Source organism: Sphingomonas sp. BL-S-29 (genome assembly GCF_055521495.1).
Window position 1 is genome coordinate 550,244 of the sequence record NZ_CM145482.1, and the last position, 18,886, is coordinate 569,129.

Here is an 18,886-nt window from a genome sequence, read left to right on the forward strand (position 1 = left end):
CCGCGCCCGGCGGACGACCGTCCCGAAACATCCGGTTTTCAGCAGCTTAATCGGCGCGGGCGAAGCGGTCCGCACGCTGGCCGAGCAAGGTCACTTCGACCCGGCGATTCTGCCGCATGCCGGCTGCCGTGGCATTGGTGGCGACGGGATCCGCCTCGCCATGCCCGACCACCGCGAACCGCGCCCGCGTCACGCCCAGCTCGTCAAAGGCGGTGCGCACGCTGGCCGCGCGACGCTCCGACAGGTCCTGATTGTGCGCATCGGTGCCGCGGCTGTCGGTATAGCCGTCGATCGCGACGCGCACACCCGGTTCGGCGCGCAGATAGGAAGCGAGCGGCCGCAGCTTCTCGATCGCGCCGGGGCGCAGCACCGCGCTGTCGGTCTTGAACAGCACGTCTTCCTGCAGCCGAAGCGTGGCGCCGCGCGACGTCTGGCGGAAGCCATAGCCGCGCATCGCGCCGCGATCCCATCCGCCGCCACGTTCCTCGACCACGACGGTGCGGTCGCGCGAGCTCCAGTCGAACCGGTCGCGGCGAGCGCCGGCGACCTGAGCGAAAGCGCGATTGGCGGCGTTGGCCTCGCGCGGGCTGACCCGTCCGTCATGGTTGAAGTCGAAATTGCGCATCACGAAGGCGCGGCCGCGATTGGTCGCGCGCAATTCGCGGTATAGGATCGGCACGCCGGCGCCGACCAGGCCGTAGTCGCGGTCGCCCGGGCGTCCGCCACCCCAGTCCCAGCGATCCTGGGCAAGGGCGGGGCTGGAGCCCGCGGTAAGCGCGGTCGCGGCGATGGCTATGGCTATGGCTATCATTGGGTTCTTCACTGTTCTTCTCCATGGCCCCCGCCATGAAGAGGTTTCTGCCACCCGTCGCTTGAACGCGGTGTGAGCCGACCCGACAGGCGAGGTTCAGCGTGCGCCCTGGCCGATCGTCATGCGGAACGCGTCGGGCCCGACCTCGTCGAACAGGGCGGATTCAGTGCCCGTCATCCATATCTGGCCCTTGCCCGCGAGCCGCTCGAACAGCGCGGCGCGGCGGAACGGATCGAGGTGCGCGGCGACTTCGTCGAGCAGCAGGATCGGCGCCTGGCCGGTGCGTTCGGCCACGAGATCGGCATGAGCGAGCACCACGCCGAGCAGCAGTGCCTTTTGCTCGCCGGTCGAACACAGGGCGGCCGCCTGGCCCTTGCCGAGATGCGTGACGGCAAGGTCGGTGCGATGCGGCCCGACCAGCGTGCGCCCGGCGGCAGTGTCGCGGCGGCGACCCTGAGCGAGATCGCTGGCGAGCGTATCGCCCGCGCCGGTCCAGCCTTCCAGCGCGAGGCCGGCGCGGGCGAACGGGCTCTCCGGCTGCTCCGCCAGCCTTGCGGCCAGCGCGGCGACCGCATCGCGGCGTGCCGAATCGATCGCCGCGCCATGCTCGGCCATCTGCGCTTCGAGCGCGTTCAGCCATTCCGGGTCGGCCGGGCGCCCGCCGTCATTCGCTTCGGTAAGCAGCCGGTTGCGCGCGCGCATCGCTGCTTCGTAGCGGTTGGAATGGACCGCGTGGCCCGGGTTCAGCGCAAGGGTCAGCCGGTCGAGGAAGCGCCGCCGTTCGCTCGCGGGCTCGACGAACAGCCGGTCCATCGCCGGGGTCAGCCACAGGATGGTCAGCCATTCGGCCAGCGCCGTCGCGGCAACTGGCGCGCCCTGGATTCGGACGATGCGGCGCTCGGGTGCGGAGGGCTGGGCGCCGGTGGCGATACTGACCTCCCCTCCCGCTTGCGGGAGGGGTCGGGGGAGGGCCTGTCCAGTTAAGACGGCGTCTGTTGACATGCCCTCCCCTAGCCCCTCCCGCAAGCGGGAGGGGGACGGAGAAACCGATAGAAGCGTTGCCGCTACGCCAAACCCGCCGCTACCCCCCTGCCGCGCCATCTCGCCCAGCGCCGCGCGCCGCAGCCCACGGCCCGGTGCGAGCAGCGACACGGCTTCCAGGATATTGGTCTTGCCCGCGCCATTCTCGCCGGTCAGCACGACGAAGCCCCGCCCGGGCTCGATCGCGGTGTCGGCGTGATTGCGGAAATCGGTGAGGACCAGGCGCGACAGCATTGCCAGCGCCTTAGCCCAGTTCGTAGCCAGCTAGCGAGTGCCGCGGATCAGGCGGCGAGTTGCTCAGCGGCGGCCTTTTCCTTGCGCGCGCTGAGATAGGACGCCATTTCCGCGCCCAGCTCGCGCTGCGCATGCAGATAGGCGGTCGGCGTCACGATGCCGAGCCGCGCGCGTGCCGCATCGAGCGGTTCGTGCATCAGCTTCAGATAATCCTCGCCCGAGATCCACTTGGCCTTGCGGCCGTTGCGATAGCCCTCGATCACGGCCTTGGCGAACAGCGTGCCGCCGGTAACGCGCAGGCTCTTCAGCGCGGCCGCCCCGCCGATGAACGCCCAGCCAAGCCCGCCGACCTGGGCATAGCTGAACGCGACCAGCGCCGCCTCGCCCATGCTTTCGTCGGCCTTGTAGCCGGTCAGCACATGCCAGATGTCGTGGGTGTCGCGCGTCCGCCGCCCGAACCAGGCATAGGGGTGGCGCATGTCCTCCTCGCGATTGATCTTGCTGATATCGGCAAGCCCGTCGGCGGAATAACCGGTCGTCTCGAGGAAGGTACGATAGGCCGCGCCGACCGTGCCCGGCGCGAACGACGCGACAAAGGCCTTGTCGACGAAACGCTCGGCCAGCTCGACTCGCTCATAGGCCATGCGCCCGCCTTTTTCGGTGGCGATGAAACGCCCGTAATTGTTCGCGGTGCTGCCGACATTCAGGGCGCGCATGATGCGGAACACCTGAGTCGTGTCATCGCCATTGGCCAGCAACTTGCGGATCGCGTCGAACGCCGTCCGCCAGTCGCGACGTCCGGTGGTACCGGGAAAGGGAGGAAGCTTAGCCATCGACTCGATCCTTACTGACAAGAGTGTCAATAGCTCGCCGGAGCCGACGGGTCAAGCTGCCCCCGAGTCGATGTGCACGAAGACGCAAAGGGACATTGTGAGCGGATGGGCCGCCATGAAACGACTCATCTTCATGCCGTCGCGTGATCCATTCCGAACGTATCTGACACGACGCGGCCAGTCAGGACGGATTGAGTTCCAACACCTACCCGGCCAGCGAGAATGTCACAGCATCATCGGCCCCGGAATCGGTCAGGGGCGACGAAGAAGCAGAGATTACGCTATAGCGCAGATGCCCGCGGTCACACCCGCATCGGCATCAATACGTACAGCGCGGACGACTTGTCGTTCTCGCGGATCAGGGTCGGCGCGGCGGCGTCGGCGAGGTGGACCTCGATCGTGTCGCCGTCGAGCTGGCCGAGAATGTCGAGCAGGTACCGGCTGTTGAAGCCGATCTCGAACGGCATCGCGGCGTAATCGCCCGGCACTTCCTCGGCGGCGGTGCCGTTTTCGGGGCTCGTCACCGACAAGGTGATCTTGTCGCGGTCGAGCGCCATCTTCACCGCGCGTGTCTTCTCGGTCGCGATGGTCGACACGCGGTCGACGCCTTCCTCGAAGCTGCGCGGATCGATCTTCAGGATCTTGTCGTTGCCGGTCGGGATGACGCGGCTGTAATCCGGGAAGGTGCCGTCGATCAGCTTCGACGTCAGCAGCGCCTGGCCCAGGTCGAAACGGATCTTGGTCGGCGACAGCGATACGCCGACCGATCCGTCGATCTCGTCGAGCAGCTTGCGCAGCTCGGCGACGCATTTCCGCGGGATGATCACGTCGGGCATGCCCTCGGCGCCGTCAGGGCGCGGCATGGTCACGCGGGCGAGGCGGTGGCCGTCGGTCGCGGCTGCCTTCAGCACTGGCAGCGGGTCGTCCGAGACGTGCCAGAAGATGCCGTTGAGGTAATAACGCGTCTCTTCGGTCGAGATGGCGAAGCGGGTCTTGTCGATGATCTGCTTGAGCGTTTCGGCGGGCAGCTCGAACGAGACGGGCAGCTCGCCTTCCGCGATCACCGGGAAATCGTCGCGCGGCAGGGTGCCGAGCTGGAATTTGGCGCGGCCCGCCATGATCGTCATCTTGCCGTCGGCGGCGGCAAGGCTGACCTGGCTGCCTTCGGGCAGCTTGCGCGCGATGTCGAACAAGGTGTGGGCGGAAACGGTGGTCGCGCCGGGCTGGTCGACCGCAGCGGAAACGGTCTCGTTGATCTGCAGGTCGAGGTCGGTCGCCATCAGCTTGAGGCCGCCGTCCGACGTCGCTTCGATCAGCACGTTGGACAGGATCGGGATCGTATTCCGGCGCTCCACCACTGACTGAACGTGGCTGAGGCCCTTCAACAATGTCGCGCGTTCGATCGTCGCCTTCATCTCATTCCCCCGGGCCGCCGCCCATTTCCGTCCCTCCGAGCATGCGCACCGGGGGCAATCCTACGTCTCCTTTCCTTAACGATAAAAGGGGCCGGGGCAAGCGCCCCGACCCCTTGTTTTACGCCTGTAAACAGACGGATTGAGTCGGAAAGGTCAGAAACGATAGCCGATACCGGCCAGCACCTGATTGCGGTTGGCGTCGATGTCATAGTCCTTGGCTTGGCTGTAATGCGAGTAGCGGTATTCCGCCTTCACATAGGCTCGCGGGGTGACATTATATTCGACGCCGGCGCCGAGACGGTAGCCGTCGAGGTTGGTATGATCCTCGATGCGGGCCGTGCCGACGGTATAGTCGGTGTTGATCCGGGCGTTGGTGTAACCGGCCTTGGCGTAGATCAGCGCACGGGGCGACGCGACGAAGCCGATGCGGCCGCCGGCATAAAGGTCGCGACCGGCACCGATGCGGATCCGGTCGCCCGCGGTCAGGATATCGGTGGCACGGACCTTGGTGGTCGAACCGGTGATCTCACCCTCGACGCCGAGCACGACACCGCCGACCTGCGCGTCATAACCGAGCGCGCCGCCATAGACGAAGCCGTCCTTGCCGGTCGAATCGTCGCCGCCGCCGCTGAGATTGTCGTAGCCGCCGAGCGCTTCGACACGCACGCCGGTGAAGGGGGCCTTTTCCGAATCCTGGGCGAAGGCGGGGGCTGCCAGGCCAAGACCGAGAGCGGCGGTGGCGGCGGTGAGAACAAGCTTACGCATACGATGACTCCATTGGACAGCCGGCGATGTTGAGCCGGGAAGCGTCAAATAGGGGGGCGCGACCGAGCTTGCATGAACCTCAGATAAACAAGGAAATCCGTTGCTTTTGCGCCACACGGGGTTGAAATGCGGCCGATGGATTCCAAGGCAGCGGGCAGCCCGAGACGACGGGGCAGGGACTTTATCGCGCGGCACGGCGAAACCGTGTTCAACATCGCGGGAAGATTGCAGGGCGATCACCTTCATACGCCGCTGACGCGCGCCGGATTCGCTCAGGCCGACGAAATGGGCCGGGCCTTGCGCGCCGAACTCGGCCCGAAACCCGCACTCACTCTGTGGGCCTCGTCGACCGGCCGGGCCCTGCAGACCCTTGCGGTGATTTGCGAGCATCTCGAGCTCGACTGGCATCAGGCAAGGACCGATGCGCGCCTCGTCGAGATCGGCATGGGCAGCTGGGGCGGGCGCTATTACACCGATGTGGTGGCCGAGGTCGGGCCGGTGTTCGATTCGGTGCACCAGATGCTGGCGCCCTCGCCGGACGGCGAAGTCTATCATCAGATCGTCGAGCGCGTTTCGGGCTGGCTGGCCGATACCGACGATGATGCGGGCGACCGGCTGGTGATCATGCACGGCATTTCCAGCCGGGTGATGCGTGGGGTGATGACGGGCGCGCCGGATATTCCCGCCCTCGGCGCCCCCGCCGCGCCGGGCCTGCCGCAGGGATCGGTGGTGATGATCGAAGGCGGCGTCGAGACGGTCGTCCATACCGGCACGGGCTATTCGCCGGCGTGAAACGGGCGCTGTTCCTGCTCCTGCTGGTGGCTGCGCCCGCCGCCGGGCGCGAGTCGCTCGGCATTTTCGACCATTGGGGCGCCTTTTCCGATGCCTCGCCCCGGCGCTGCTTCGCGATCGCCGAACCGATGGCGCGGGGCCACGCGGCCGGCTGGCGACCTTTTGCCAGCATCGCGACCTGGCCGGGCCGGGCCGCGCGCAACCAGCTCCATGTCCGCCTCAGCCGCGAACGCGATCCGCGCGCCCGGGTGACGCTGTCGGTCGGGGAGCGCCGCTTCGAGCTGATCGCCGGCAATGCCGATGCCTGGGCGCCGGATTCGCGCACGGACGCGGCGGTCGTGGCGGCGATCCGCTCGGGCCGGAGCATGAGTGTCGAGACCCTGGGCAAGGGCGGCCAGCCCTTTGCCGATGTCTATCCCTTGCGCGGTGCCGCGACGGCGATCGACGCCGCGACCCTGGGCTGCGCGCGCAGATAATCGATCAGCCCCTCGGCCAGATGGTCGAAGGTCGCCCTGATCCGCGCCACGCCGCGCATGTCCTCGTGCATCACCACCCAGGTATCGAGATCGAGGTCGAACGCGTCGGGCATCACCCGGGCCAGCGCGGGATCGCGTGCGGCGAGCGGGATCTGGCAGATGCCGATGCCGATCCCGGCGCGAATCGCGGCAAGCTGGGCGAGGTCGCTGTCGCTGCGGAAGATGAAGTCCTCGCGGCCGATCCGGTACCGGGCCTGTAGGGCGCGCAGCGTGGTGTTGTCATGCTCGACCCCGATGATGCCGATCGCGCGGAGCTCGTCGAACGTTCGCGGCGTGCCGTGTGCCGCGAGATAGTCGGCGCGGGCGTGCAGCCCCAGCGGCACCGCGCCGATCCGCCGTGCGACCAGCGCATTCTGGGTCGGGCGGACCATGCGGATCGCGATATCGGCCTCGCGGCGCAGCATGTCCTCGTTGCGGTTGCTCGGCGACAGTTCGAACACCAGCGCGGGATGCATGCGGCGCAGCGATGCGAGGATCGGCGGCAGCACCTCGACCGCGATGATTTCGCTGGCCGAGATGCGCACCGTGCCCCCGATCTCCTGCGCGCCCGCCGATCCGGCACGCACAAAGGCATCGGCGGCCATCGCCATCGCTTCGGCATGATCGCGCAGCGCCATCGCTGCCTCGGTCGGCTGTAAGCCGCCGGCCGAGCGGGTGAACAGCGGCACGCCGAGCGACGCCTCCAGCTCCTCGATTCGCCGCCGCACCGTCGGCTGCGCGACCGACAATGCGCGCGCCGCGGCGGAAAGGCTGCCCTCGCGCAGCACGGCGAGAAAAGCGCGCTGGCGCTCCCAATCGATGTTCATCAAAAATGTATAGGCCGACTCTATCTCCCTGACAATTTTCAATGAGGTCGAGTCGCCGCATATCACCGCCATCAACGTGATGGAGGCAGCAATGACGAACGGAAAGACGGCCCTGGTGCTCGGCGCAACGGGCGGCGTGGGCGGTGAGACGGCACGCGCGCTGATCGCGCATGGCTGGACGGTGCGTGGCCTGACCCGCACGCCGCGCTCGAGCGACGACGGCATCGAGTGGATCACCGGCGACGCGCTCGACCGCGACGCGGTGATGCGGCCGGCCAGGGGCGTCTCGGCGATCGTCCATGCGGTGAACCCGCCGGGTTATCGCGACTGGGAAAAGCTGGTGATGCCGATGCTCCACAACAGCATCGCGGCGGCCGAAAGCGCCGGCGCCCGGCTGGCGCTGCCAGGCACCATCTACAATTACGATCCGCGCTCGATACCTGTCGCACGGGAAGATTCGCCCCAGCGGCCGAACACAAAAAAGGGCGCGTGGCGCGTCGAGATGGAGCGGGCGATCGAGCAGGCGTGCGATCGCAGCATGCGCGCGGTGATCCTGCGGGCCGGCGACTTCTTCGGGCCGCGGCCGGGCAATAGCTGGCTGTCGCAGGGACTGGTAACGCCGGGCAAGCCGGTGAAACGCATAATGTATCCCGGGTCGCGCGGCGTCGGCCATGCCTGGGCCTATCTGCCCGATGTCGCGGAGACCTTTGCGCGGCTGCTCGATCGCGATGCCGATCTGCCGGCCTTTGCCCGTTATCATTTCCGCGGCGTCTGGGATGGCGACGGCACCGTCATCGTCGAGGCGATCCGCGCCGCCACGGGCAATCCCGGCATCAAGCAGGGCGGCTTTCCCTGGGCGCTGCTGCCGCTGATCGCGCCGTTCAACGCCACGATGCGCGAGATGATCGAGATGCGGCCCTATTGGCAACACCCGGTCGAACTCGACAATCAGGCGCTGGTCGAGATGCTGGGGGAGGAGCCGCACACGCCGCTGGCCGAGGCGATGACGACGACCCTTCGAGCACTGGAATGCGGGGTGGAGTAGAAAAACCCGACGAAATCGCCTATGTGCGCCCGCATGCTTGATATCCCGACGCACTCCATGCCCATCCCCGGGCACATCGACCCCGTGCCCGTCCCCCGCGCGCCGACCCTGCGCGAGGACGGCAAGGTCGACCTAATCGGCCTGCCGCGCGAGGCGATTCGTGCCGCGCTGGAAGAAGCGGGCATGGAACCGAAACAGGCCAAGCTGCGCGCCAAGCAGCTGTGGCACTGGATGTACAATCGCGGCGTGACCGAGTTCACGACGATGACCGACATCTCCAAGACTCAGCATCCCTGGTTCGCCGAACGCTTCGTGATCGGCCGGCCCGAGGTGGTCGAGGCACAGGTCTCGACCGACGGCACGCGCAAATGGCTGCTGCGCTCGCCCGACGGGCAGGACTACGAGATGGTGTTCATCCCCGATGCCGATCGGGGAACCCTCTGCGTCTCCAGTCAGGTCGGCTGCACGCTCAATTGCCGTTTCTGCCACACCGGCACGATGCGGCTGGTGCGCAACCTGACCGCGGGCGAGATCGTCGGCCAGGTCATGCTCGCGCGAGACGGCCTGGGCGAATGGCCGAGCCAGCCCGAGGGGCGCATGCTCACCAACATCGTGATGATGGGCATGGGCGAGCCATTGTATAATTTCGATGCGGTGCGCGACGCGCTGAAGCTGGTGATGGACGGCGACGGGCTTGCCCTGTCGAAGCGCCGCATCACGCTCTCCACGTCGGGCGTGGTGCCGATGATGGCGCGCGCCGGCGCGGAGATCGGCGTGAACCTCGCCGTGTCGCTCCACGCCGTGACCAAGGAAGTCCGCGACGAGATCGTGCCGATCAACCGCAAATACGGCATCGAGGAGCTGCTCCAGGCGTGCGCCGATTATCCCGGCGCCAACAATGCCCGCCGCATCACCTTCGAATATGTGATGCTCCGCGACAAGAACGACAGCGATGCCGACGCGCATGAGCTGGTCCGGCTGATCCGGCACTATCGCCTGCCCGCCAAGGTGAATTTGATCCCGTTCAACCCCTGGCCCGGCGCCCCCTATGAATGCTCGACGCCGGAGCGCATCCGCAGCTTCTCGAGCATCATCTTCGAAGCCGGCATCTCGGCCCCGGTGCGCACGCCGCGCGGCCGCGACATCGATGCCGCCTGCGGTCAGCTCAAGACCGCGTCGGAGAAGAAGAGCCGCGCCGAGCTCGATCGCCAGGCCGAGGAAAAGCTCGCGGCGCTTGGCTGACCTTTTGCGTCAATATCTTCCGTTCGTGCTGAGCTTGTCGGGCCGAAGGCGGCCGGAGGCCAACCACTGCTCTTCCTTTGCCGGCCGCGGAAAAGAAGAGCAGCCCTTCGACAAGCTCAGGGCGAACGGAGGGTGATGGTGCCTGCGCTAACCTCTCTGGCCCTCGCCGCCGGTGCCGGGCTGCTCGCCGGCGCGATGAACGCGCTGGCCGGCGGGGGCACCTTCGCCACCATGCCGACCCTGATCGCCCTCGGCCTGCCCTCCCCCGTCGCCAATGCGACGAGCAACGTCGCGCTTCAGCCCGGGCTCGGCGCCAGCGCCTGGGCCTATCGCAAAGGCCTGGGACCGCTCGCCGGTTTCTCCATGCCGGTGCTTGCCGCGATCACCTTTGCCGGAGGCCTTGCCGGCAGCCTGTTGCTCGTCGCGACGCCGGCGCGGCTGTTCGACATGGTCGTGCCCTGGCTGTTGCTGCTCGCCACGATCGTGCTCGCCTTTGGCCAGCGGGCCGCGGTGGCGCTGCACCGCCGGGTGACGATCGGCCCGAAGACGCTGGTCGTCGCCCAGATCCTGCTCGGTATCTATGGCGGCTATTTCGGCGGCGGCGTCGGGCTGATGATGACGGCGGCGTTCGGGCTGCTCGCGCATCAGGAACCGCACAAGATGGCCGGCGCGCGCACCCTGATGGTGGCGACCGCCAATGCGGCGGCGGCGCTGATCTTCATCATCGCCGGCATGGTGCGCTGGATCTACTGCATCCCGATGCTGATCGGCGCGATCATCGGGGGCTATCTCGGCGCGCGGCTGGGGCAGATCCTGCCGCCGCTGGTCATCAGGATCTGGACCCTGCTGATCACCGCGGTGACGACGGCGGTGTTCTTCTGGCGCGCCTACGCCTGAGCGGCGGGCGCGGCGGCGAAGAACATCAGATGGACCAGCCGGCCATTGTCCGGCCGGTCGCCGAACGCGGCGCCCGAATTATGGAACATCCACGGGCTGAACAGGATCAGCCGGTTGAAGCGCATCGGCACGGTCATGGCCTTTTCCCAGCGCGACGGCTTCAGCGTGTCCTGGTTGACCACTTCCTCGATCAGCCGGTTGATGTCGGTATAGCCCGCGGCGAACAGACCGGCCTCGGTCTGGGGCACGCGTTCGAGCCCGGTCGGGCGGTGGCTGAAGAAATCGGTGCCGCCGCGGCAATGCTCGGGCAGCGAGAGATAGAGGATGCCCGAATAGAAGCACGGATCGATATGGACGCCGCTCGCGCCCTTGTCGCCTTTCAGGGTCAGGCGGCAATGCTGGTGCGTCGTCCCGGCAGCGGGTTGTAACCGAACGCCCGTCCGCGACGAAACAGCATCGTCGAGGCCGGCGATCGGCAGCGGCCGGGTGGAGAGAAGCCCCGGATAATTGCCCTTCTTGAAGGCCGGATCATAATCGAGCGCCAGCGCCTGGGCGCGAAAGCTCAGGGGATCGCGCAGGAAATCATCGATGACCATCAGCGACGGCAGCATGGCCATGGCATGGCAGATTTGCCCACCTCGGGGAACGCCGGTTTTTCCCTGCTATCGAGCGATAACAGCGAAAGAACAGGGAAATATTTTATTTTCTTGTTTTTCGGGCACGAAAACCGTCATTTTTCACGATATTATCCTGCTAAAACAACGGGATATGCTACACTTCCCTGATGTGCGGAACAGCGAAATCCGATGCGGGAACAGGGAAAATTCCGGAACAGCGTTAAGCCCTGAACGCGTTTGACGATGAGAAACAGCAGCGCGGGCCGAAGATCTCGCGCGGTGCCCCCGTTGCACAAAGAGTGACGCGATTGAATCGACCCGGGCCCGATTGCGGCTCTACAACGGGCCCGAAATAAGGATATGCAACCGCCATGGATGATGCGCCCTTATCCCCCGAGACCGAGGCCGCGCGGCCAACAGGGGTGATCTACCGCCATGGGCTGGCGACGCGGCTGTGGCACTGGGTCAACGCCGTCACGATCTTCATCCTGCTCGGCAGCGGGCTGATGATCTTCAACGCGCATCCGCATCTCTATTGGGGTCTCTACGGCGCGAATTACGATCATGCCTGGCTGACCCTGCCGCAATGGCCCGGCTGGCTGACCATCCCGGCGAACTACAATCTCGCCATCGCCCGGCGCTGGCATTTGCTGTTCGCGCTGCTGTTCGGCTTCGGCCTGTTGTTCTTCATGGTGGCGAGCCTGATCAACCGGCATTTCCAGCGCGACCTGCGCGTCCGGGCCACCGAGTTGACGCCGCGCAGCCTGCTCCATGACCTGCGCGAGCATGTCGCGCTGCGCTTCCACGATCCGGAAAATCCGGGCGCGTTCAACATCTTCCAGAAGCTGTCCTATGTGCTGGTGATCTTCGTGCTGATCCCGCTGATGATCCTGACCGGCCTGACCATGTCGCCGGGCATGAACGCGGCCTGGCCCTGGCTGCTCGACCTGTTCGGCGGGCGGCAATCGGCGCGGTCGATCCATTTCATCGTCGCGGCCGCGCTGACCGGGTTCATCATCGTCCATCTCGCGCTCGTGATCATCGCCGGGGCCTGGAACGAAGTGCGATCGATGATCACCGGTCGCTGGACCATCCCGGAGGATGAGGCATGAGCCGCATCATCACCCGCCGCGCCCTGATCACCAGCGCGGCCGTCGGCGGCGCCGGCCTGCTGACGGGTTGCGACAAGGTCGCGAACGACCCGGGATTTCGCAAGATCCTGTTCGCGGGCGAGAAGATGAACCTGGGGCTGCAGCGCGCGCTGATGAATCGCGACGCGCTCGCCCCTGAATTCCGCCCCGACCAGATGTCGCCGCGCTTCCGCACCAATGGGACGCGCAACCCCAATACGCCCGATTATACCGCGATGCTGGCGGAGCGTTTCGCGCAGTGGCGGCTCCAGGTCGGCGGGCTGGTCGCGCGCCCGCTCAGCCTGTCGCTGGCGCAGATCCGCGCGATTCCGGCCCGAACCCAGATCACCCGGCACGATTGTGTCGAAGGGTGGAGCGCGATCGGCAAATGGCATGGGCCGATGCTCGGCACGATCCTGAAGGCAGCGGGGCTCAGGTCCGATGCGCGCTATATCGTGTTCACCTGCGCCGACCTGTTCAGGGGCAAGAATTATTACGAATCGATCGACGTGATCGATGCCTTCCATCCCCAGACCATCCTCGCCTGGGCGATGAACGATGCGGTGCTCGATGTCGGGCACGGCGCGCCGATTCGCCTGAGGGTGGAGCGCCAGCTTGGCTACAAGCACGCCAAATATGTCATGCGCATCGATGCGGTCGCTTCGCTGGCCGGAATCGGCAAGGGCAAGGGCGGCTATTGGGAGGACAATGTCGATTACGATTGGTATGCTGGCATCTGATTGTTAGGAGCCCATTTTATATGGCTCTGATCGATCGATTCCTCGCCGCTCGCGTCAAGCGCGGACAGCTTACCGTCCATCACGCCAACGGCACCGTCAGGGTGTTCGGCAAGCCGGATCCCGATCCGGATTTCCCGAACGTGACGATCCGCTTCACCGACAATGGCGCGGCCAATTTCATCACGCGTCATCCCAGCCTGGGGGCGGGGGAGGCCTATATGCAGGGCCGGATGGCGGTGGATGGCGAAGACATCATGGGCCTGGTCAAGCTGATGACCGCCAATGACCTGTGGGAACATGGCCTTGGCGGCCTCCATCCCAGCCGCGCCCGCCGAGCGGTCGGCGCGGTCACCCACCGCATCAGCCGAATCAACATGGCGCGCCGCTCGAAGAAGAATGTCGCGCACCATTATGATCTCAGCGACCGGCTGTACGATCTCTTCCTTGACGCCGACCGCCAGTACAGCTGCGCCTATTTCACGGATCCGGCCAATAGCCTTGAACAGGCCCAGGCGGACAAAAAGGCGCATATCGCTGCCAAGCTCGCGCTGAAGCCGGGCATGACGGTGCTCGATATCGGCTGCGGCTGGGGCGGCATGGCGCTCTACCTGCACGAGAAGACCGGCGCCAGCGTGCTCGGCGTCACCCTGTCGGAGGAGCAACTCAAGGTTGCCCGGCGCCGTGCCGAGGAAGCCGGCGTCGCCGACAAGGTGACGTTCGAGCTGATCGATTATCGGCACGTGACGGGCAAGTTCGACCGCATCGTCTCGGTCGGCATGTTCGAACATGTCGGCCCGGCGCACTACCGGACCTTCTTCAGGCAGTGCCGCAACCTGCTGACCGATGACGGCGTGATGCTGCTCCACACGATCGGCCGCGCAGGTGGGCCGGGCGTGACCGACGACTGGACCGCGAAATATATCTTCCCGGGCGGCTACAACCCGGCCTTGTCGGAGATCGTGCGGGCGCATGAGGGGCTGCGGTTCTTCCTCACCGACGTCGAGGTGCTGCGGCTGCATTATTCCTACACGATCGACCACTGGTACGAACGCACCGTCGCGGCGCGCGACGCCATCGTCGCGCTGTATGACGAGCCCTTCTATCGCATGTGGCAATTCTACCTGGCCGGTGCTTCCTGTGCGTTCCGCTATGGCGGCATGGTCAATTACCAGCTGCAATATGCCAAGAATCGCCACGCCTTGCCGATTACGCGCGACTATATGATCGAGGGCGAGCAGGCGATGCGGACCTAGAGCAAACTTAGCTGGCTGGCGTCACATCTTCCCGTTCGCCCTGAGCTTGTCGAGCCGAAGGCGAGCGAAGCTCAACGGCTGTTCTTTCTTCCGAGCAAGCGAAGAGCAGGGCTTCGACAAGCTCAGCCCGAACGGGGGTGGTGGATCAATCCAGCTCGAAAACGCGCTGGAGGTTTCGGTTCGCTTACCGCTTTTCCAGCCTGGCCTTCAGATCGGCCAGCCCGGCAAGCGCGCCGAGCGGCTTTGCCTCTTCCTCGCTGATCACGCCGGCTTCCTTCAGTACCGCCGCCGCGTTCGGCCCGCGCGGAAAGGGGTCGAGCGCGAGCGCCATGGTCTCCGCCGCCGCTTCGCCCAAATCGATCGCGGCGCCATCGAAGCTCATCGTGTCGAGCGCATCCTCGCTGAGCTCGACCTCGTCGCTTTCAGGCTCGTTCCCGGCGACGAAGCGAAGCGCGACGGGTTCGTCGACCGAGACGGGAATCGCATCGTCGGTGACGACACAGGCCTGAACCACCGCGGCCACCACTTTTCCGTGCGCGACCACTCCGGCCGCATCGCGGCGGAGACGGAAAATGCCGTCAAGCCGCTCGATTGCCTTCAGCCCGAAACGCGCCGCCAGCGCCGCCCGCTCCTCGGCATTGGCGGACACTTCGATCTCGCGTTCGCCCTCGCCGATCGTGTCGATCCGCTCGAGCCGGGAGAATTCGGGTACGGTCATGGCAGTTCGCCGGCGAGCAGAACGCCGGTCGGCGTCGCCGTCAGCGACTCGCGCAGCGCAAGCAGCGATTCGCGCGCATGAACCAGCGCCGTCGTTTCGGGCGCCGCGCCGCGATACAGGTTGCGGACCAGCGCGGCGTCCAGATCGGCCACGGTCGCTGCGTCGCGATAGGCACCGAGCCGGCCGCCGAGCATGCTCATCATCTTGCCGATATGCTTGCCGACGACGATGTCACCGATGCCGATCTCGCGCAGTTGCCCGTCCATGTCGTCGACGAAGCGCTCCGTCAGCTTCGCGCTGGGGCCGGCGGCGACAGGATCGCCCTCGAGCCGCAGCAGCACGAAGGAAAGGATGGTCGCGACCATGTCGAACCGGCCGTCGATCGAGTCGGGGACCCCGCCCTCTTCGTACCAATGGGGCAGGCGCGCGCGCGTGATGACCGCATTATAGAGCGGCAGCGCCTCGTCATCCCGGCTACCGAACAGCTTCGCGATCCATTGCACGTCTCAAGGTCTCCCGCGCGTGCCCTTGTTTGGCCGCGTTCATCCGCATATTGAGGCTGGCGGCGCATGATGCAATGCACTCGCGTTGCCGCGCCGGCGTGCCTGGAGAGTATGATGAGTGTGATTTCCGCCCGCTTGATGATGGGCGCCGCCCTGGGCCTCGCGACGATCGCCGCCGGTGGCTGCACGCCGCTGCGCATGCACCAGGGCTATGTGGTCGACGCCGACCTGGTCAATTCGGTGCAGCCGGGCGTCGACAATCGCCAGTCGGTGCTCCAGGTGCTGGGCAAGCCGAGCTTCGCCAGCCAGTTCAACCAGGGCGAATGGTATTATGTCTCCCGCGACACGCGCAATTTCGCGTACAACAACCCCAAGGTGACCAGCCAGACGACCCTGCGCGTCAGCTTCGACGCCAAGGGCAATGTGACCGCCGTGACCCGGACCGGCGCCGAGCAGATCGCAAAGATCAGCCCGTCGGGCGAAAAGACGCCGACGCTCGGCCGCAAGCGCAGCATCTTCGACGAGCTGTTCGGCAATATCGGCACCGTCGGCGCCGCCGGCATGGGCCCGGCGGGTGGCGACAATGGCGGCCGCGACACGCCGTAGACAGCCATTCCGGGCGGAACCCAACGCGCCTTCATCCTTTCTATCGCCTGACTGGGTGGTTCGCACCCCGTTCAGCGCGACTCGACCAGAAGGGTCGCGCGGCGGCACCCCTTTTCGGGTGTTTCCGGGAGAGAATGGAGAATATCATGCGTAAATTCATCATGCTGACGCTGATGGCGGCGACGGTGTTGCCGACGACCGCAATGGCGCAGTCGAACCGCGAAGTGCGCCAGGACCGGCGCGACCTTCGCCAGGAACAGCGCGAGCTGAACGATGCCCATCGTCGTGGCGACCGCGGCGACATTCGCGACCAGCGCCGCGACGTGCGCGAGGCCCGGCAGGAGCTGCGCGAGGACGTTCGCGACCGCAACCGCCGCTGGGGCCGCAACGACTGGAACAGCTATCGCAACCAGAATCGCGCGCTTTATTCGCGCGGCAACTGGCGCGCGCCGTTCGGGTACAACGCGTTCCGCCCGGGCGTGCGCATCCGGTCCAGCTATTACGGCCCGCGCTATTTCATCAACGATCCGTGGCGCTATCGCCTCGCGCCGGTCGGCTACAACCAGCGCTGGGTGCGGCACTATAACGACGTGCTGCTGGTCGACACCCGCCGCGGCATCGTGATCGACGTGATCCGCAACTTTTACTGGTAAGATCCTCGTCACGCCCCGGGCGGCATCGCCGCCCGGATATGGCCGCGTCCGCCCTCGGGTGGGCGCGGCCTTTTATCTGATGGTGAAGAGTGTCTGGTCCACCACCCGGCCGCTGGCATCGATCAGGCGCAGCCGGTGCTGGCCGGGCGCGGCGAGGATCTGGGGCTGCGAATCGGCCGCGCCGAGATCGCGCCGGTCGAGCAGCAGGCGGTGCGCGGTGACGTCGCCCGAGACGCCGACCGCAAGGCGCTGGCGGTCGGGCGGAATGTCGGGGTCGATCGCATAGACGCTGCCCGCGACCGGATTGACGATGCGCGGGCGGCGCGCGGCCTGGGGCGCGGCGACGATCTCGCTCTGCGCGGTGCCGGCCAGGAAATATTCGAGGCGCGGCTGTTCGACATGGTTGGCGAAGCGGATCGCGCGCTGCTCGATGCCGGCGGGGCGCGGCGGCGCGACCATCTTGCGATCGGCGTTCAGCGCCAGCATCAGATCGCGCCACACCGGCGCGGCGCCGCTGGTGCCCGAGACGGCGCGCATCGGATCGCCCTCCAGATTCCCGACCCAGACCGCGACGGTGTATTTGTCCGAAAAGCCGATGCACCAATTGTCGCGCATCGCCTTGGACGTACCTGTCTTCACCGCCGCCCAGAAAGGCAGGCGCAGCGCCGAATCGAGGCCGAAGGTCGCGGCGCGGGCATTGGGATCGGCCATCATGTCGGCGACGATCCAGGCGGCCTGGGGTGTGGTGACCTTGCGCGGCGCCTCCTGCGGTGCATCGGCGGTGAGGCGCAGCGGCGACCAGCGGCCGCCATTGGCGAGGCTGCGATAGGCATCGGCCTGTTCGAGCAGGGTGACCTCGGCTGAGCCGAGCGCGAGCGAGAAGCCGTAATATTGGCCATCCTCGGTCATGCCGCGATAGCCCGAATCCCACAGCCGGTCGCGGAACGGATCGACCCCGACGAGCAGCAGGGTGCGTACCGCGGGCACGTTGAGCGAGCCGGCCAGCGCCGAACGCGCCGAGACCTGGCCCTTGAAGCCGCGGTCGTAATTCTGGGGCACGTACAGGCCCGAGGCAGTGTCGAGCTGGACCGGCGAATCGTCGAGGATCGAGGCGGGGGTGAGATAGCCCTTCTCAATCGCCTGGGCGTAGAGAAAGGGTTTCAGGGTCGAGCCGGCCTGGCGATAGGCATTGGCGCCATCGACCGACGGCGCGGTCGAGGCCCCACCGATGCCGCCGACATAGGCGAGCACGTCGCCGCTGGCATTGTCGAGCACCACCACCGCGCCGTCGCGGGCGCGGGCGCCGCCAAGGCCCTGGAGCTGACGCTTCAGCGCGGTGATGGCAAATAACTGGATGCGCCGGTCGAGTGTCGTCCTGATGCGCAGGCCGGGTTTCCTGAGCAGGCGATCGGCGAGATGCGGGGCGAGGCCGGGGTCGAGCGCGAGGCTGCGCGTCGGGCCGAGCATCGAGGCGGCCTCGCCGGCGAAGCGGGCGCAATCCTTTTCGTGCGACAGGGCGCAGGCGCGGCGCCCGACCCGGGTCGAATCGGCCTGGGGGTCGGGGAGAAGCGCAGCCAGTAGCAGCGCATCGTCTCGGGCGAGCGCGTCGGGCGTCTTGCCGAACAGGCCGAGCGCCGCCGCGCCGATGCCCTGCGCCTCGCCGCGGAAACCGGCGAGGTTGAGATATGCTTCGAGGATCTGGTCCTTGGTCCAGCTGCCTTCCAGCGCCCAGGCGGCGCGCATCTGGCGGATCTTGTCCCACCAGCGCCGCGAACCCGGCGCGGCGAGACCGGGCGCGAGATAGCCGGCGAGCTGCATGGTGATGGTGCTGGCGCCGCGGGCGTGCTCCCCCTGCGCCTTGTCGCGCGCGACACCCGCCAGCGCGAGCAGATCGACGCCGCCATGGCCGAAGAAGCGCCGATCCTCGGCGGCGATCAGCGTCTCGCGGGTGACGGCCGACACCTTGTCGAGCGGCGTCCAGCCGAGCCGGCGCGCCGCGAAATCGACCCGCGCGCTGTCGATGAGGTTGCCTTCGCGGTCATAGAGCCACGCTTCGGACGGATGCCAGGCCGCGCGGACCTGGACATAGCCGGGGAGGGGTGGGGGCAGGGTGGCGTAATCGAGTGTCGCATAGATCAGGGCGACCAGGCCGATGCCGGCGAAGGTCATGCCTGTACTTGTGCGCAAGGCAGCCCACCACCGCTCCAGCTGAAGCTGTCCGAACGCGCTCGCCTTCTCGACCCGATCGA

21 protein-coding genes are annotated in these 18,886 nt (G+C 66.7%); 11 read left to right on the plus strand and 10 right to left on the minus strand.

Going from position 1 to position 18,886, the window contains the following annotated elements:
- Window positions 1–46: 46 nt before the first annotated feature.
- The 5 genes from ACZ1I2_RS02700 to ACZ1I2_RS02720 form a co-directional block, all read right to left on the minus strand.
- Window positions 47–811 carry an OmpA family protein gene (locus ACZ1I2_RS02700; RefSeq protein ID WP_465175221.1) on the minus strand — a complete coding sequence of 255 codons (765 nt, stop codon included), beginning with the start codon at window positions 809–811 and terminating at the stop codon, window positions 47–49.
- A gap of 96 nt (window positions 812–907) precedes the next feature.
- A complete protein-coding gene (gene recF, locus ACZ1I2_RS02705) occupies window positions 908–2,086 on the minus strand; it encodes a DNA replication/repair protein RecF (protein ID WP_465175220.1) in 1,179 nt (392 codons plus the stop codon).
- Window positions 2,087–2,133: 47 nt separating this feature from the next.
- Window positions 2,134–2,919, minus strand: a complete 786-nt coding sequence (locus ACZ1I2_RS02710) for a Coq4 family protein (protein ID WP_465175219.1) — start codon at window positions 2,917–2,919, stop codon at window positions 2,134–2,136.
- A gap of 302 nt (window positions 2,920–3,221) precedes the next feature.
- Window positions 3,222–4,334: a DNA polymerase III subunit beta gene (gene dnaN, locus ACZ1I2_RS02715; protein WP_465175218.1), complete on the minus strand. Its 1,113-nt coding sequence runs from the start codon at window positions 4,332–4,334 to the stop codon at window positions 3,222–3,224.
- A 153-nt stretch (window positions 4,335–4,487) separates the two neighbouring features.
- The gene (locus ACZ1I2_RS02720) at window positions 4,488–5,099 is read right to left on the minus strand and encodes an outer membrane protein (protein WP_465175217.1); all 612 of its coding nucleotides are present in this window, start codon (window positions 5,097–5,099) and stop codon (window positions 4,488–4,490) included.
- Window positions 5,100–5,234: 135 nt separating this feature from the next.
- Here ACZ1I2_RS02720 and ACZ1I2_RS02725 point away from each other — a divergent pair, with 135 nt between their 5' ends.
- Together ACZ1I2_RS02725 and ACZ1I2_RS02730 are read left to right on the plus strand one after the other, a co-directional pair.
- Window positions 5,235–5,891: a histidine phosphatase family protein gene (locus tag ACZ1I2_RS02725; RefSeq protein ID WP_465175216.1), complete on the plus strand. Its 657-nt coding sequence runs from the start codon at window positions 5,235–5,237 to the stop codon at window positions 5,889–5,891.
- On the plus strand, window positions 5,888–6,367 hold the full coding sequence (locus ACZ1I2_RS02730) for a hypothetical protein (RefSeq protein ID WP_465171134.1): 480 nt from the start codon (window positions 5,888–5,890) through the stop codon (window positions 6,365–6,367). Before ACZ1I2_RS02725 ends, ACZ1I2_RS02730 begins: the two co-directional genes overlap by 4 nt.
- Here ACZ1I2_RS02730 and ACZ1I2_RS02735 read toward each other — a convergent pair.
- Window positions 6,304–7,233, minus strand: a complete 930-nt coding sequence (locus ACZ1I2_RS02735; protein WP_465171133.1) for a LysR family transcriptional regulator — start codon at window positions 7,231–7,233, stop codon at window positions 6,304–6,306. The genes ACZ1I2_RS02730 and ACZ1I2_RS02735 overlap by 64 nt on opposite strands.
- 91 nt (window positions 7,234–7,324) lie before the next feature.
- Between ACZ1I2_RS02735 and ACZ1I2_RS02740 the strand changes: the two genes are divergently transcribed.
- From ACZ1I2_RS02740 to ACZ1I2_RS02750, 3 genes are all read left to right on the plus strand, one after another.
- Entirely contained in the window at window positions 7,325–8,278 is a 954-nt protein-coding gene (locus ACZ1I2_RS02740; protein ID WP_465175215.1) for an NAD-dependent epimerase/dehydratase family protein, read from the plus strand.
- 33 nt (window positions 8,279–8,311) lie between these two features.
- Window positions 8,312–9,520, plus strand: a complete 1,209-nt coding sequence (rlmN, locus tag ACZ1I2_RS02745) for a dual-specificity RNA methyltransferase RlmN (protein ID WP_465175214.1) — start codon at window positions 8,312–8,314, stop codon at window positions 9,518–9,520.
- 135 nt (window positions 9,521–9,655) lie between these two features.
- The gene (locus tag ACZ1I2_RS02750) at window positions 9,656–10,417 is read left to right on the plus strand and encodes a sulfite exporter TauE/SafE family protein (protein WP_465175213.1); all 762 of its coding nucleotides are present in this window, start codon (window positions 9,656–9,658) and stop codon (window positions 10,415–10,417) included.
- Here ACZ1I2_RS02750 and ACZ1I2_RS02755 read toward each other — a convergent pair.
- Window positions 10,408–11,034 carry a DUF6445 family protein gene (locus ACZ1I2_RS02755; RefSeq protein ID WP_465181569.1) on the minus strand — a complete coding sequence of 209 codons (627 nt, stop codon included), beginning with the start codon at window positions 11,032–11,034 and terminating at the stop codon, window positions 10,408–10,410. The two genes, ACZ1I2_RS02750 and ACZ1I2_RS02755, sit on opposite strands and share 10 nt — an antisense overlap.
- Here ACZ1I2_RS02755 and ACZ1I2_RS02760 point away from each other — a divergent pair.
- From ACZ1I2_RS02760 to ACZ1I2_RS02775, 4 genes are all read left to right on the plus strand, one after another.
- Complete coding sequence (locus ACZ1I2_RS02760; RefSeq protein ID WP_465171128.1) at window positions 11,006–11,275, plus strand: hypothetical protein; 270 nt, start codon at window positions 11,006–11,008, stop codon at window positions 11,273–11,275. The two genes, ACZ1I2_RS02755 and ACZ1I2_RS02760, sit on opposite strands and share 29 nt — an antisense overlap.
- Window positions 11,276–11,405: 130 nt before the next feature.
- Complete coding sequence (locus ACZ1I2_RS02765) at window positions 11,406–12,146, plus strand: cytochrome b/b6 domain-containing protein (protein WP_465171127.1); 741 nt, start codon at window positions 11,406–11,408, stop codon at window positions 12,144–12,146.
- Window positions 12,143–12,904, plus strand: coding sequence for a molybdopterin-dependent oxidoreductase (locus tag ACZ1I2_RS02770; protein WP_465171126.1), 762 nt, complete (start codon window positions 12,143–12,145; stop codon window positions 12,902–12,904). Before ACZ1I2_RS02765 ends, ACZ1I2_RS02770 begins: the two co-directional genes overlap by 4 nt.
- A gap of 20 nt (window positions 12,905–12,924) precedes the next feature.
- Window positions 12,925–14,157: a class I SAM-dependent methyltransferase gene (locus ACZ1I2_RS02775; RefSeq protein ID WP_465171125.1), complete on the plus strand. Its 1,233-nt coding sequence runs from the start codon at window positions 12,925–12,927 to the stop codon at window positions 14,155–14,157.
- 184 nt (window positions 14,158–14,341) lie between these two features.
- Here the strand turns inward: ACZ1I2_RS02775 and ACZ1I2_RS02780 are convergent, their stop codons facing one another.
- Together ACZ1I2_RS02780 and ACZ1I2_RS02785 are read right to left on the minus strand one after the other, a co-directional pair.
- Window positions 14,342–14,875: a YceD family protein gene (locus ACZ1I2_RS02780; RefSeq protein WP_465175211.1), complete on the minus strand. Its 534-nt coding sequence runs from the start codon at window positions 14,873–14,875 to the stop codon at window positions 14,342–14,344.
- Window positions 14,872–15,378: a ubiquinol-cytochrome C chaperone family protein gene (locus tag ACZ1I2_RS02785; protein WP_465175210.1), complete on the minus strand. Its 507-nt coding sequence runs from the start codon at window positions 15,376–15,378 to the stop codon at window positions 14,872–14,874. The genes ACZ1I2_RS02780 and ACZ1I2_RS02785 overlap by 4 nt, the downstream gene beginning before the upstream one ends.
- A 114-nt stretch (window positions 15,379–15,492) precedes the next feature.
- Between ACZ1I2_RS02785 and ACZ1I2_RS02790 the strand changes: the two genes are divergently transcribed.
- Together ACZ1I2_RS02790 and ACZ1I2_RS02795 are read left to right on the plus strand one after the other, a co-directional pair.
- Entirely contained in the window at window positions 15,493–15,984 is a 492-nt protein-coding gene (locus ACZ1I2_RS02790) for an outer membrane protein assembly factor BamE (protein WP_465171122.1), read from the plus strand.
- Between the two features lie 146 nt (window positions 15,985–16,130).
- Window positions 16,131–16,637 (plus strand): RcnB family protein, encoded by a 507-nt coding sequence (locus ACZ1I2_RS02795; RefSeq protein ID WP_465171121.1) that lies wholly within the window; start codon window positions 16,131–16,133, stop codon window positions 16,635–16,637.
- A 72-nt stretch (window positions 16,638–16,709) separates the two neighbouring features.
- Here ACZ1I2_RS02795 and pbpC read toward each other — a convergent pair whose 3' ends face one another.
- Window positions 16,710–18,806 carry a penicillin-binding protein 1C gene (gene pbpC / locus ACZ1I2_RS02800; protein WP_465175209.1) on the minus strand — a complete coding sequence of 699 codons (2,097 nt, stop codon included), beginning with the start codon at window positions 18,804–18,806 and terminating at the stop codon, window positions 16,710–16,712.
- Between the last annotated feature and the right edge of the window lie 80 nt (window positions 18,807–18,886).